This window comes from Streptomyces sp. NPDC059499, assembly GCF_042749285.1.
Classification (GTDB): Bacteria; Actinomycetota; Actinomycetes; order Streptomycetales; family Streptomycetaceae; genus Streptomyces.
In genome coordinates this window covers 140918-155028 of the sequence record NZ_JBHYTT010000009.1, presented here as the reverse complement: position 1 = coordinate 155028, position 14111 = coordinate 140918, and the positions used below count along the sequence as shown (strand labels likewise).

Here is a 14111-nt window from a genome sequence, read left to right as displayed (position 1 = left end):
CGCGGGTTGTCAGGCCCGGATGAATTACGCAACAATGGCGTTGTGAAATACGTTGGCGAGGCTCCTCAGGAGGAACTCGCGACCGGTGAGCGCTCGACGCGCAACCGGGTCGCGCGCTCCATCCTGGATCACGGCCCGTCCACCGCCGCCGATCTGGCGAAGCGCGTCGGCCTGACCCAGGCCGCCGTACGCCGTCATCTCGACGCCCTCGTCTCCGACGACGTCGTCGAGGCCCGCGAACAGCGGGTGTACGGAGCGCGCACCCGTGGCCGTCCGGCCAAGGTGTTCGCCCTGACCGACTGCGGCCGGGACGCCTTCGACCAGTCCTACGACGAGCTCGCCGCCGACGCCCTGCGCTGGATCGCCGAAACGGGCGGGGACGAGGCGCTCGTCGCCTTCGCCCGCTCGCGGATGGCCGCCCAGTGGGAGACGTACCGCGCCGCGGTCGACGCCGTGGCTCCCGAGGCACGCACCGAGGCGCTGGCCAAGGCCTTGTCGGCCGACGGGTACGCTGCTACGGCGCGCAGCGCGCCGGGTCCCCAGCAGGGCGAGCAGCTGTGCCAGCACCACTGCCCGGTGGCGCACGTCGCCGAGCAGTTCCCGCAGCTGTGCGAGGCGGAGACGGAATTCTTCTCCAGCCTGCTCGGGACGCATGTACAGCGTCTGGCCACCCTCGCCCACGGCGACGGGGTGTGCACGACGTTCGTTCCGCGCAGCAGCCCCGCAGCACCACAGACCACCTCATCAGTATCTGCAAGTACGGCCGGGAGGAACCCCGCATGACGCTCCCTACGGAGACTGCCCACCCTGAGCTCGATGGCCTGGGCACGTACGAATTCGGCTGGGCCGACTCCGACGCGGCAGGCGCGGCGGCGAAGCGCGGCCTGTCCGAAGCTGTCGTCCGCGACATCTCGGAGAAGAAGAACGAGCCGGAGTGGATGCTGAAGCTCCGTCTCAAGGGCCTGAAGCTGTTCGGCAAGAAGCCCATGCCGAACTGGGGCTCGGACCTGTCGGGCATCGACTTCGACAACATCAAGTACTTCGTGCGGTCCACGGAGAAGCAGGCGGAGTCCTGGGAGGACCTGCCCGAGGACATCAAGAACACGTACGACAAGCTCGGTATCCCCGAGGCGGAGAAGCAGCGCCTGGTCGCCGGTGTCGCCGCGCAGTACGAGTCCGAGGTGGTCTACCACCAGATCAACGAGGAGCTCGAGGCGCAGGGTGTCATCTTCATGGACACCGACACCGCGCTGAAGGAGCACCCGGAGCTCTTCCAGGAGTACTTCGGCACCGTCATCCCCGTCGGTGACAACAAGTTCGCCTCGCTGAACTCGGCCGTGTGGTCCGGCGGCTCCTTCATCTACGTGCCGAAGGGCGTGCACGTGGAGATCCCGCTCCAGGCCTACTTCCGTATCAACACGGAGAACATGGGCCAGTTCGAGCGGACGCTGATCATCGTCGACGAGGACGCCTACGTCCACTACGTCGAGGGCTGCACCGCGCCGATCTACTCCTCGGACTCCCTGCACTCCGCGGTCGTCGAGATCATCGTGAAGAAGGGCGGCCGCTGCCGCTACACGACCATCCAGAACTGGTCGAACAACGTGTACAACCTCGTCACCAAGCGCGCCGTGGCGTACGAGGGCGCGACCATGGAGTGGGTCGACGGCAACATCGGCTCCAAGGTCACCATGAAGTACCCGGCCATCTACCTGATGGGCGAGCACGCGAAGGGCGAGACCCTGTCCATCGCCTTCGCGGGTGAGGGCCAGCACCAGGACGCCGGCGCCAAGATGGTGCACATGGCCCCGAACACCTCCTCCAACATCGTCTCCAAGTCGGTGGCACGAGGCGGCGGCCGTACCTCCTACCGCGGTCTGATCGAGATCGGTGAGGGCGCCCCCGGCGCCAAGTCGAACGTGCTGTGCGACGCACTGCTCGTCGACACCATCTCGCGCTCCGACACCTACCCGTACGTCGACGTCCGCGAGGACGACGTGTCGATGGGTCACGAGGCGACCGTCTCGAAGGTCTCCGAGGACCAGCTCTTCTACCTGATGAGCCGCGGCATGACCGAGTTCGAGGCCATGGCGATGATCGTGCGCGGATTCGTCGAGCCGATCGCCAAGGAGCTGCCCATGGAGTACGCCCTGGAGCTCAACCGGCTGATCGAGCTGCAGATGGAGGGATCGGTCGGCTAGCAGGCCCGCCGACCGGATCCCCCTGACATTTGACTGAGAAAGCGAGCACTACGACAGCCATGGCTGAGGCTCAGAACATTCCGGCGGGCTCCACCACCGCCGGGTCCATCGCGGTGGCGGCCGAGTCCACCGTCGCCACGCGCATGAGCGCCCCCCCTTCCTTCGATGTCGCGGACTTCCCGGTCCCGCACGGTCGCGAGGAGGAGTGGCGGTTCACGCCGCTGGAGCGGCTGCGCGGACTGCACGACGGCACCGCCGTCGCCACCGGTGACGGGGTCAAGGTCGTGATCGAGGCGCCCTCCGGCGTCACGGTCGAGACCGTCGGCCGCGACGACGCGCGGCTCGGCAGGGCCGGCACGCCCGTGGACCGGGTCGCCGCCCAGGCGTACTCGTCCTTCCAGCAGGCCTCGGTCGTCACGGTCGCCAAGGAGGCCGTGCTCACCGAGCCGATCCGGATCGCCGTGCACGGCCAGGGCGGTGTCGCCTACGGCCACCAGGTCATCGAGCTGGGTGCCTTCGCCGAGGCAGTCGTCGTCATCGACCACACCGGCGACGCGGTGCTCGCCGCCAACGTCGACTACGTCCTGGGTGACGGAGCCAAGCTCACCGTCGTCTCCGTCCAGGACTGGGACGAGAACGCGGTCCACCTCGGTCAGCACAACGCGCTGATCGGCCGGGACGCCTCGTTCAAGTCCATCGTCGTCACCTTCGGCGGTGACGTCGTCCGCATCCACCCCCGGGTCGCCTACGCGTCCACCGGCGGCGAGGCGGAGCTCTTCGGTCTGTACTTCACCGACAAGGGCCAGCACCAGGAGCACCGCCTCCTGGTCGACCACAACGCCCCGCACTGCAAGTCCAACGTGGCCTACAAGGGCGCGCTCCAGGGCGACGGCGCGCACGCCGTGTGGATCGGTGACGTCCTCATCCAGGCCGCCGCCGAGGGCACCGACACGTACGAGATGAACCGCAACCTGGTTCTCACCGACGGCGCCCGGGTCGACTCCGTACCCAACCTCGAGATCGAGACCGGCGAGATCGTCGGCGCCGGACACGCCTCGGCGACCGGCCGCTTCGACGACGAGCAGCTGTTCTACCTGCAGTCCCGGGGTATCCCGGCCGAGGAGGCCCGCCGGCTCGTCGTGCGCGGCTTCTTCGCCGAGCTCGTCCAGCAGATCGGCCTGCCCGACGTCGAAGCCCGTCTCCTCGACAAGATCGAGACCGAGCTGAAGGCGTCGGTCTGATGGCCTTCGTCAAAGCCTGTGCGCTGAGCGAGCTGGAGGACGACACCCCGAAGCGGGTGGAGCTCGACGGCACGCCGGTGTCCGTCGTCCGCACCGAGGGCGAGGTGTTCGCGATCAACGACATCTGCTCGCACGCGAACGTCTCGCTGTCGGAGGGCGAGGTCGAGGACTGCTCGATCGAGTGCTGGCTGCACGGATCGAGTTTCGACCTCCGCACCGGCAAGCCGTCCGGTCTTCCCGCGACGCGCCCCGTCCCCGTATACCCCGTAAAGATCCAAGGGGACGATGTGCTCGTCTCCGTCACCCAGGAGTCCTGAGTCACCCATGGCAACGCTTGAAATCCGCGACCTGCACGTCTCCGTCGAGGCCGACAACGCCACGAAGGAGATCCTCAAGGGCGTCGACCTGACCGTGAAGCAGGGCGAGACCCACGCCATCATGGGCCCCAACGGGTCCGGCAAGTCGACCCTCGCCTACTCGCTCGCGGGTCACCCCAAGTACACGATCACGAGCGGCACGGTGACCCTGGACGGCGAGGACGTCCTGGAGATGTCCGTGGACGAGCGCGCCCGCGCGGGCCTGTTCCTCGCCATGCAGTACCCGGTCGAGATCCCCGGTGTCTCGGTCTCCAACTTCCTGCGCACCTCCGCCACCGCCGTCCGCGGCGAGGCGCCCAAGCTGCGTACGTGGGTGAAGGAGGTCAAGGAGACGATGGCCGGGCTCCAGATGGACCCCGCCTTCGCCGAGCGCAACGTCAACGAGGGCTTCTCCGGCGGTGAGAAGAAGCGCCACGAGATCCTCCAGCTGGAGCTCCTCAAGCCGAAGATCGCGATCCTCGACGAGACCGACTCCGGCCTGGACGTCGACGCGCTGAAGACCGTCTCCGAGGGCGTCAACCGGGTCCGCGAGACCGGCGAGGTCGGCACCCTGCTGATCACGCACTACACACGCATCCTCAAGTACATCAAGCCCGACTACGTGCATGTCTTCGCCAACGGCCGGATCGCCGCCTCCGGTGGCGCCGAGCTCGCGGACACGCTGGAGAACGAGGGCTACGAGGCCTACACGAAGGGTGGCGCTTCCGCGTGACTGACGCCCGACAGGGGCTCTCCGGCCTCCTCGACACCGAGGCGATCCGCAAGGACTTCCCGATCCTGGACCGCACGGTCCACGACGGCAAGAAGATCGTTTACCTGGACAGCGCGGCAACCTCGCAGAAGCCGCGCCAGGTCCTCGACGCGCTCAACGAGTACTACGAGCGGCACAACGCCAACGTCCACCGCGGTGTGTACACGATCGCCGAGGAGGCCACCGCGCTGTACGAAGGCGCTCGCGACAAGGTCGCGGCCTTCATCAACGCACCCAGCCGCAACGAGGTGATCTTCACCAAGAACGCCTCGGAGTCGCTGAACCTCGTCGCGAACATGCTCGGCTGGGCGGACGAGCCCTACCGGGTCGACAGCGACACGGAGATCGTCACCACGGAGATGGAGCACCACTCCAACATCGTGCCGTGGCAGCTGCTCTCGCAGCGCACGGGCGCGAAGCTGAAGTGGTTCGGCATCACGGACGACGGCCGGCTGGACCTGTCCAACATCGACGAGATCATCACGGAGAAGACGAAGATCGTCTCCTTCACGCTGGTCTCCAACATCATGGGCACGATCAACCCGGTCGAGAAGATCATCCGTCGCGCGCAGCAGGTCGGCGCGCTGGTCTGCATCGACGCCTCGCAGGCCGCCCCGCACATGGTGCTCGACGTGCAGGCGCTGCAGGCCGACTTCGTGGCCTTCACCGGTCACAAGATGGTCGGCCCGACCGGCATCGGCGTGCTCTGGGGACGGCAGGAGCTCCTGGAGGACCTGCCGCCGTTCCTCGGTGGCGGCGAGATGATCGAGACCGTGTCGATGCACTCGTCGACGTACGCTCCGGCGCCGCACAAGTTCGAGGCCGGTACGCCCCCGATCGCGCAGGCCGTCGGCCTCGGTGCGGCCGTGGACTACCTCTCGGCCATCGGCATGGAGAACATCCACCGCCATGAGCAGGCGATCACGGAGTACGCGGTGAAGCGGCTCCTGGAGGTCCCCGACCTCAGGATCATCGGTCCTGCGACGGCCGAGGACCGCGGCGCGACGATCTCCTTCACGCTCGGCGACATCCACCCGCACGACGTGGGCCAGGTACTCGACGAGCTGGGCATCGCGGTCCGGGTCGGACACCACTGCGCACGGCCGGTGTGCCTGAGGTACGGAATTCCTGCGACGACGCGAGCGTCGTTCTATCTGTACTCCACGCCCGCCGAGGTCGACGCCCTGGTGGACGGCCTGGAGCACGTGCGGAACTTTTTCGGTTAATGGCGAGGGTTGACTGGTGAAGCTTGACTCCATGTACCAGGAAGTGATCCTGGACCACTACAAGCACCCCCACGGGCGTGGCCTGCGGGAGGGCGACGCCGAGGTGCATCACGTCAACCCGACGTGCGGCGACGAGATCACGCTCCGCGTGAAGTACGACGGCGAGACCATCACCGACGTCAGTTACGAGGGCCAGGGCTGCTCCATCAGCCAGGCCAGCGCTTCCGTGCTCAACGAGCTGCTGGTCGGTAAGCAGCTCGGTGAGGCGCAGAAGATCCAGGAGACCTTCCTGGAACTGATGCAGTCCAAGGGCCAGCTGGAGCCGGACGACGTCATGGAGGAGGTGCTGGAGGACGCGGTCGCGTTCGCCGGCGTCTCCAAGTACCCGGCCCGGGTCAAGTGCGCGCTGCTGAGCTGGATGGCGTGGAAGGACGCGACGGCGCAGGCGCTGTCCGAAGGGAAGACGGCATGAGCGAGAACGAGACTCTTACGACCAAGCCGGCCTCCGAGGAGGAGGTCCGCGAGGCGCTGTACGACGTGGTCGACCCCGAGCTGGGCATCGATGTCGTCAACCTCGGCCTGATCTACGGCATCCACATCGACGACGCCAACATCGCCACCCTCGACATGACCCTGACGTCCGCGGCGTGCCCGCTGACCGATGTCATCGAGGACCAGGCGAAGTCCGCGACGGACGGCATCGTCAACGAGCTGCGGATCAACTGGGTCTGGATGCCGCCGTGGGGCCCGGACAAGATCACCGACGACGGTCGCGAGCAGCTTCGCGCCCTGGGCTTCAACGTCTGAGCCGAGAGCCGCCGTGTCGAGAACTGCCCCCGGCAACTGCCGGGGGCAGTTCTCGTGCGTCCGGTGGATGTGCCCGCTGTGTTCCTCTCCGCGGTGCACGCGGTATGCACGGCCGTGGTTCCGGCGGCGCAGCCACTCCTCGTCAACAGCCCTACGCATGGCGCGAGTTGCGCAACCCCGACGTTCGCCCTGCCCGGCCCGGCGGATGAAGCCGCGCGCCACCAGGTACAGCGTGGGCGCCTGACGGGACACACCCGGTCAGGCCTTCCCGCGGATGGCTGCGTGCCGTAGAAAGCGGTCATGGAACCGTACTCCGTCCCCGCCGCCCGAGGTCCCTGGCCCGTCTCGACGTTGCTCGGGCGACTGGACAGCACGATCGCTGCGGAACTGGTCGCCGTGGGACGGCGGCGTACCGCGCTCGCCGGTGAGGTACTGGTGAGCCAGGGCGGCCAGGAGCGGACGCTGATCCTGCTGCTGAGTGGGGCGGCGAAGGTCGTGGCCACGACGGAGAGCGGCCATCAGGCGCTGCTCGCGGTCAGGGTCGGTGGGGACTGCGTGGGTGAGATGGGCGCCCTCGACGGCGCGCCGCGCAGCGCCACCGTCACCGCTTGCGGGCCGATGGACCTGGTGGTGGTCACGCAGGCGGTACTCGACACGCAGTTGGACCGGCATCCGCGGCTGTCCCTGGAGTTCGGCCGTACCATCGCGGACCGGCTGCGCTGGGCCAACAGGCGGCGGCTCGAGTTCGGTGGCTACCCCGTCAAGGTACGCCTGGCCCGGCTGCTCACCGAGCTGGCTCTGGAGCACGGCCGCCGGGGACCGGAGGGGACGCGGCTGCCCTTCCGGCTCACCCAGCCCGAACTCGCCGCCCTCACGGGGGCAGCCGAGACCACCGTGCACAAGGCGCTGCGGGAACTGCGCGCGGAAGGGCTGGTGGAGACGGGATACGGCGCCACCGTCCTGCGCCGCCCCGAACGGCTGCGTGCCCTGGCGGAAGAGGCCTGACACGTCACGGGCGAGGGCGGAGCCGTGAAGGTCCCGTCTCAGCCGACGAGTAACGGCCGCAGCACCATGGCGAGGCCGGCGCAGACCGCCATCGTGACGGTGCTCATGACCGCGCCCGCGACCAGCCGGAACTTCAGTACGGCGAGACGGGACAGGAAGCCGACCACCTCCTCGGCGCCGTCCGCGCCCCCCTCCGCCGCCGTTGTCGGCCCCGGGCGCGCGATGCTGTACGGCGACGGCGCGTCGGGGCGCCACAGCCGGGGCAGCAGGGCGAGCGCCACACAGAGCGCGCCGCCCCCCAGCGCCACGACGAAACCGATCAGCAGCGCGCCGCCGGCCCAGCCCGCCGCGCCGCCCTCCCGCCAGGCCGTGACCAGGTCCGCGGCCCAGCCGCCGGACGTGCCGACCAGTGCGGCCTGCGCTGCCGCGAGGACGCCCGCCTTGGCGTCGGCGTGTTGGTGCGCGGTCTGCAACACACTCAGCCGGGCGGCTGTTCCAGGTTCCCCCACGATGCCCCTCACCTCTTCGTCCCGTGTCCGGCGGCCCGTACTGCCGGTGCGGTAAAGGCAACACCGCGGTTGCCGACCTCACCCCGTCGATGTACGGGATGTGCCCGGGCCCTGACCGGTAGAACTGGACATCCGGACGTCCACCGCGAGGGGAGTGGACGTCCGGAAGAGGAGCTGACGGGATGTAATATGACGCGCCCGTGCGGCAGTTGGGGCATTCCCGCGTGGAGTGACGAAGCCCGCGGGGGACGAGAGCGGTGACCGACACATGACGAACACCTTCCGCAGGAGCCTGCTGCTGGCGCTCGACGCCCAGGGGTACGGGTCCAAGGAGGACTGGCTGCAGCGCAGTATCCAGAAGGCCATCCTTGAGCATCTGGAGGGCGCCGCCGAGGACGCCGGGCTGTCCACCGGGCGCTGGGAGATCCAGAAGGGGGGCGACGGGCTGCTGGCCGTCCTTCCGCCGGACACACCGGAGGAGAAGGTGCTCGACCCGCTGGTGCGCTCGTTCGCCCGGCGCCTGCGCGAGCACAACCGGGAGCGCAATGCCGAAAGCGCACTGAGGATGAGGGCTGCCCTGCACGTCGGCCCCGCCACTCCCGCAGCCAACGGCTACTCGGGGGACGGGCCCGTCCGCGTCGGGCGCCTGCTGGACAGCCCACCGCTGCGCCGCGCCCTCGCCGCCACGTCGGGCTCCCTCGCGGTGGCCGTCAGCGAACCGCTCTACCGCGACGTCATCGTCGCCGCCGGCTGCACCCAGTGGACCGCCGAGGACTTCCGCCAGGTCGCCGTCCACGTCAAGGAGACGCGGGAGCCCGCCTGGCTGTGCACCCCGCTCGTCGGGGACATCCACTCCCTCGACCTGGGCGACCCCCCTGCGCCGGGCGACGCGCCGGGAGACGCGCCCGCGCCGGGTGGCGTCCGGGCCGCCGTTCAGGGAAGCGGTTCCGCCGCGGCGCCGGCTCAGGAGGGGCACGCCGCGAGCCCTGTGATCAACACGCAGATGAACGGCGGCGTGGTCATCCACGGCCCCGTCAACTTCGGAATCTCCAAATGACCGACCCGGCTCCGCCCGCCGGGGAACCGGAGGACAGGCGGCACGGGCACGGCACCGACCCGCCGGTGCCCCAGGACGCGGCAGGGTTACCCGCGCCGCCCGACCCGCCGGTGCCGGGGGATGCCGGCGGGGAGCGTGTGTACAACACCTTCTACGGCAACCACTACTTCGGCCAGACGCACTTCGGCATCCACAACGCCTCCGGCGACGCCTTACGTACCACCGGCCGGATGCCGCCGCACGAGTTGTCCCGGCTGCTCAGCTGCCATGTCCTCGGCCCGCTCCACCGTGAGGCCGTCCAGGCACTGCGGCGCGACCGCGTGGTCATCCTGTACGGCGCGGACGGGACGGGCAAAGCCGCCGCCGCCGCGCGGCTGCTGGCCGACACCGTCTCCGCCGCCGAGCGCGACGGCCTGGTGGTCCTCTCGCCCGACGCCCGCCCCGGGCGGCTCGCCGACCGGGAGTACCGACGCGACACCGGCTACCTGCTGCTCGACCTTCCCGACGACACGGACGCGGACGACTTCGCCTGGCGTACCCTCGGCGACCGCGTCCGTGCCTGCGGTGCCCACCTGGTCGTCACCACGACCCGGCCGCCCCGTCCTGGTGCGCAGCGTGCGGTGCACCAGTTCGCCTGGCAGCCTCCTGCGGCGGACGAGGTACTCGCCGCCCACCTCGGGGCCGCGCAGGTGTCCGGCAGCGACATCGCACGCGCTCGGAAGGCCGTTCCTCCGGGCGCCGTACCCGCCGAACTCGCCGCCTGCGCACGGCGGATCGCCGAGGGCGGCGACATCGAGGCCGAGTGCGACAGGCTGGACAACGGCGCCGAAGCCCGGGCCGCTGCCTGGTTCGCACGGGAACGGGGACTGCACGAGATCGTCGAGATGTCCGTTCTCGCCTTCGCCACCGGGGTGGGCCGCAGGGAGTTCGAGACGCTCCAGGCCGGCCTGGAGATCCGGCTCGACCCCCTGTACACGCAGGCGCAGACGCTGTCGGAGACGGCAGAGACCTCCACCGGCCCGGCCGGGCCCGTCCGCAGGCCCACGGGGGACCGCCGCCGGGCCTTGGCCCGCAACGAGCTGGCCGATGTCACGCCGGTGCGGTACGCCGGCGGCCGGCGGGAGATCGTCTGCTTCGTCGACCCCGCGCTGCGGAGCTGGGTCCTGCGCGAGCTCTGGCAGGACCAGCCCGCGGAGTACTGGACCGCGGTCCACGACTGGCTCACCGACCTGGTGATCGGCGAGACCGACGACCTGACGCTGCACACCGTCGCCCACGGTCTGGCTCTGCTCGGCAACGCGGCCTTCGACGAAGTCGTCGATCAGTACCTGCACCCCTGGGTCCTGGGCACCGCGGGTATGGCAGGCCGGATCACCGCCGTGTGGGCCCTGGGACACATGTGCCTGGAGGAGACGCAGGCGTCCGCGGCGCTGCTGGTCGCGAACACCTGGGCCGAGAGCGGAGTCCCCGTCCTGCGCGCCGCGGCCCGGGACGTCTTCAGCGGTCCGCTCGGTGTCCGGTTCCCGCACCCCGCGGTCCGCCGGCTGTGGCAGCTCACCCGGGTGCTCGGCGACGCGCCGGCCGTGGGGGCGTGGGGGAACCTGTTCAGCGCGCTCACCATCGCGGACAAGGAGGCGGGCATCGTCCTGGACGTCCTGGACGACCAGTTCACCCAGCGGCGTGCCGCGCACATCACCCCGGCGACGCTCGACCGGGTCCGTGAAGCCGCCCTCTCCGTCTTCACGGTCCGCAACGCGTTCAGCGGCCATGTCGCCGTCGCCGACTATCTCATCCGGCGCGAGGACCACCTGCCGCTCGCGGCCCGGCTGTGGGCCCGGCTGCTCGTTCACCGCCCCGTACGCCGACGGGCCCTGCGGGCGCTCGCAGTCGCCGCGCACACCGTCCCGGAGGCGGCGGGGACCAGGAGCCGTACCGTCCTCGACCAGTGGGGCCGCGCACTGGCGGCCGAGCTGCCCGCCGCCGAACACGCCCGCCTCGCCCAGAGCCTGTACCGGGTGGACGCCGGAATCGGCCCCGACCGCGACCCCTACCCGCTGGACGACTTGCTCCGGCCACTCACCGAACCCACGGCCATGACGGCCCCGCATACCGGACCGAGGTCATGACGACGAACTACCCCCTGGTCGACGAGAAGGTCCTGCTGCCGACGCAGGCGTCCGGGCGCCTGATCCGGCGTCACCGACGGGACCTCGCCGAGATACCCGTACCCCGCGCCCACGAGATTCTCGTCTTCAGGCTCGGCGGGAGCTACGTGGCCGACTCCGGCCGCCGGAGCGGCGACGACCCGCTGCTGTGCGACGCCACTTCGGTCACGGTGGTCGACACCAGCGCGGGCGTGCCCGTCACGGTGGAGGTGGACGTACCCTCCGCCGAAGCGGAGCCGTTCACCCTGAACGTCACCTTCGCCTGCACCGTCACCGATCCCGTGGCCGTCGTGCGGGCCGGCCTTCGGGACCTGCCCGGTGTGCTCCTCACACGGGTGCGGGCGCTGCCCGGCCTCACGGAGACCTCCGGCAGGTACCGGCTCACGCAGTCGCACGATCTCGCCCGCGCCCTCACCGCCCGCCTCACCGCGTACACCGAGATGGAGGACGCCGGACTGTACGGGGTCACTCTCGGCAGCGTCGCCGTTACGGTGCTCTCCCCGGAGGCCGTGGCCGAGCTCCAGCGCAAGCAGGACGAGGAGCGCCGGACGATGGAGGCCGCCCGGGAACTGCGGGACGTCAAGCTCGCGCACGACGTGCTGCAGGCGGAACTGAAGGAGATGGAGCAGAAGCTACGACGTCAGGAGCAGGCCCAGGAACACCTCACCCGGACCCAGCAGCGCCGGTTCGGATACGCGGAGGCCGAGGAGGACCAGGTGCACGCGCAGACCCTGGCCGCCGAGCAGGCCCACTTCGACCGCGAGCAGGCGACCGAGGAGGCACGAGCGATCGACGGGAACCCTCTGGCCGCCGACCAGATGGCGCGAGCCCGCGGTGAGATCAGCAGCGACGAGGTGGCGGGCCGGCTCCGCAACGACGTGTCCGCGCAGCGGGAACGCCAGTACGTGGTGGAGGACAAGGAGTTCGAGCAGGATCGGATCGAGGCTCAGCTGACGCGGGAGGAAACACGTGAGGAGAAGCGTCACCAGCAGCGGCTGGAGCAGGAGAAGCACCAGAACACGAGGGAGCTCGAAGCCCAGAAGCGCCGGGAAACACGCGAGGACGCCAAGGCTGCCGCCGAGGAGAAGCGCCGTGACAGGGAACTGCAGAGGCAGCGCGACCACGAGACGCGGAAGGCACTGATCGCCCGCGGCCACTTCGACGACCAGTACATCCCCGCCGAAGCCCTGCTCACCCGCGAGCCGGCCGCCCCGGACAGCGCGCTGTCGCCGGCCGACGACGCGGCCGAGCTGGAACCCGGGGACAAGGGGCAGGCCGCCCACCCGGCCGGGAAGCCCGGCGACGAGGAGAACGGGCGTGGTCCCGGACCGGCCGGCGAGACCTCGGCGGACGGCCTCGGTGACCTGATCGCAGCCGACGACCTCGGCGACGTAGGGGAGGAAGAGCGTGCCCGCTGACCGTAGGAGAGAGGCCCGGACTGCCGTCCGGACGCGACCGCTCGCCCGCCTGGCAGCCTTCAGCCGCCGGCTGATCGGCGTCGACGAGGAACTGCTGCGCTACGCGCCGGCCGAGCGTGCCCGCTACGCGCGCTACGGACTCATCGTCGCCAACACCGCCTTCCTGGGCGGTATCTCGATGATGATCGCCCTGGACATCGTGCTGGCCGATGTGAGCTGGCCGGTCCTGCTGGTCGTCGCCGTCGTGTGGGGCTGGATCCTGTACGTCCTCGACTCCTGGATGGTCGCGGGTTCGCACGGCTACGCCGGCGGCGGGGCGGTGCTGCGGCTGCTGCCCCGGCTCGTCCTGTCGGTGATCCTGAGCGTGTTCATCGCCGAGCCCCTGCTCTTCCACATCTTCGGCCGCGAACTGCGGCAGGAGATGTCGGTGACCCGCGTCGAACGGATCGCGACCGAGACCGGGCTCTGGGAACGGTGCAATCCGGCGGACGGTTCGGAGGGGCCCGCGGCGGACTGCGCCAGTCACCGGATCGCGCTCGCCGGCTCTCCCGCGGCCCTGGCCGACGACATCGCCGAGAACGAGCGCGTGGCCACCTCCCTCGCCAAGAACATCGACACCGAGGACGGGAAGCTCCAGTCCAAGCTGGCCGCCGAGCGTCGCGAGTGCGGCCGGGACAAGTGGATCAATGTCGGCGGGGGCTGGGACGTCAGCGAGACCTGCGAGCGTGCCCGCGCCGACACCTCCGACTTCAAGTCGACCAGCCGGCTCGACGAGTTCCGCAAGCAGCACGCCGCCCTGGTCGCCAAGGGGGAGAAGCTCGCCGGCCGGAGGGACACCGCTTCCGCCGACTACCGTGGACGCCGTGATGCGGCGATCGGCGCCGAGGTGGCGGACTTCACCCGCAGTCAGGAGAAGGACGGGCTGCTGCTCCGCGCGGACGCCCTGCACGAGGTCGCGGGCAACAGCGGCTTCGCGCTCTTCATGGTGATCGTGCTGCACCTGATCCTCATCGCCGTCGACGCGATGCCCATCCTCGCCAAGCTCATGAGTGGCCCCTCCGCCTACGACCGGCTCCTGAGGGAACGGGAGGAAGCGGATCTGCGCAGGCACCGCGACGACCTCGACGTCCGTCTGGCGGAGCTGGACGCGCAGAACGGCGCACGGCGGGAGGAGGCACGGTTGCGCGAGGCGAGCACCCGTGAGCAGCTGGAACACGAGTACCGAATGGACCGGACCGAGCGGGAACGGCTGCGCAGGGAAGAACTCGACGCCCGTACCGACCGGTTGCTGGAGACCTGAGGCCTGAGAGCTGCGTCCCGGCCCGCGGACGAGGCCGGGACGGGGCGGCCCGCG

The 14111-nt window shown here is 70.0% G+C and carries 14 protein-coding genes; 13 read left to right on the top strand and 1 reads right to left on the bottom strand.

The features are described 5' to 3' along the window. Window positions 1-42: 42 nt before the first annotated feature. From ACFW9O_RS21910 to ACFW9O_RS21870, 9 genes are all read left to right on the top strand, one after another. Complete coding sequence (locus ACFW9O_RS21910; RefSeq protein WP_384611491.1) at window positions 43-783, top strand: helix-turn-helix transcriptional regulator; 741 nt, start codon at window positions 43-45, stop codon at window positions 781-783. Continuing rightward, entirely contained in the window at window positions 780-2201 is a 1422-nt protein-coding gene (gene sufB / locus ACFW9O_RS21905) for a Fe-S cluster assembly protein SufB (protein ID WP_329212265.1), read from the top strand. Before ACFW9O_RS21910 ends, sufB begins: the two co-directional genes overlap by 4 nt. A gap of 59 nt (window positions 2202-2260) precedes the next feature. Further along, a complete protein-coding gene (gene sufD, locus ACFW9O_RS21900; protein WP_351177596.1) occupies window positions 2261-3442 on the top strand; it encodes a Fe-S cluster assembly protein SufD in 1182 nt (393 codons plus the stop codon). Further along, window positions 3442-3759, top strand: a complete 318-nt coding sequence (locus ACFW9O_RS21895; protein ID WP_329212268.1) for a bifunctional 3-phenylpropionate/cinnamic acid dioxygenase ferredoxin subunit — start codon at window positions 3442-3444, stop codon at window positions 3757-3759. Before sufD ends, ACFW9O_RS21895 begins: the two co-directional genes overlap by 1 nt. A 7-nt stretch (window positions 3760-3766) precedes the next feature. Then, window positions 3767-4531 (top strand): Fe-S cluster assembly ATPase SufC, encoded by a 765-nt coding sequence (gene sufC / locus ACFW9O_RS21890; RefSeq protein WP_205019479.1) that lies wholly within the window; start codon window positions 3767-3769, stop codon window positions 4529-4531. Further along, window positions 4528-5796, top strand: coding sequence for a cysteine desulfurase (locus ACFW9O_RS21885; protein ID WP_384611488.1), 1269 nt, complete (start codon window positions 4528-4530; stop codon window positions 5794-5796). The genes sufC and ACFW9O_RS21885 overlap by 4 nt, the downstream gene beginning before the upstream one ends. 16 nt (window positions 5797-5812) lie before the next feature. Continuing rightward, on the top strand, window positions 5813-6268 hold the full coding sequence (sufU, locus tag ACFW9O_RS21880) for a Fe-S cluster assembly sulfur transfer protein SufU (RefSeq protein WP_351177601.1): 456 nt from the start codon (window positions 5813-5815) through the stop codon (window positions 6266-6268). Further along, entirely contained in the window at window positions 6265-6603 is a 339-nt protein-coding gene (locus ACFW9O_RS21875; RefSeq protein WP_014156915.1) for a metal-sulfur cluster assembly factor, read from the top strand. The genes sufU and ACFW9O_RS21875 overlap by 4 nt, the downstream gene beginning before the upstream one ends. A gap of 300 nt (window positions 6604-6903) precedes the next feature. Next, window positions 6904-7608 carry a Crp/Fnr family transcriptional regulator gene (locus tag ACFW9O_RS21870; RefSeq protein ID WP_384611485.1) on the top strand — a complete coding sequence of 235 codons (705 nt, stop codon included), beginning with the start codon at window positions 6904-6906 and terminating at the stop codon, window positions 7606-7608. Between the two features lie 38 nt (window positions 7609-7646). Here the strand turns inward: ACFW9O_RS21870 and ACFW9O_RS21865 are convergent, their stop codons facing one another. Next, entirely contained in the window at window positions 7647-8117 is a 471-nt protein-coding gene (locus ACFW9O_RS21865; protein WP_384611484.1) for a hypothetical protein, read from the bottom strand. A gap of 268 nt (window positions 8118-8385) precedes the next feature. Between ACFW9O_RS21865 and ACFW9O_RS21860 the strand changes: the two genes are divergently transcribed. The 4 genes from ACFW9O_RS21860 to ACFW9O_RS21845 are packed head-to-tail and all read left to right on the top strand — an operon-like array spanning window position 8386 to window position 14057. Further along, window positions 8386-9174 carry a hypothetical protein gene (locus tag ACFW9O_RS21860; RefSeq protein WP_384611483.1) on the top strand — a complete coding sequence of 263 codons (789 nt, stop codon included), beginning with the start codon at window positions 8386-8388 and terminating at the stop codon, window positions 9172-9174. Next, window positions 9171-11300 (top strand): hypothetical protein, encoded by a 2130-nt coding sequence (locus tag ACFW9O_RS21855; RefSeq protein ID WP_384611481.1) that lies wholly within the window; start codon window positions 9171-9173, stop codon window positions 11298-11300. Before ACFW9O_RS21860 ends, ACFW9O_RS21855 begins: the two co-directional genes overlap by 4 nt. Next, complete coding sequence (locus tag ACFW9O_RS21850; RefSeq protein ID WP_384611479.1) at window positions 11297-12757, top strand: hypothetical protein; 1461 nt, start codon at window positions 11297-11299, stop codon at window positions 12755-12757. The genes ACFW9O_RS21855 and ACFW9O_RS21850 overlap by 4 nt, the downstream gene beginning before the upstream one ends. Beyond that, the gene (locus ACFW9O_RS21845; protein ID WP_384611478.1) at window positions 12747-14057 is read left to right on the top strand and encodes a DUF4407 domain-containing protein; all 1311 of its coding nucleotides are present in this window, start codon (window positions 12747-12749) and stop codon (window positions 14055-14057) included. Before ACFW9O_RS21850 ends, ACFW9O_RS21845 begins: the two co-directional genes overlap by 11 nt. Window positions 14058-14111: the final 54 nt, after the last annotated feature.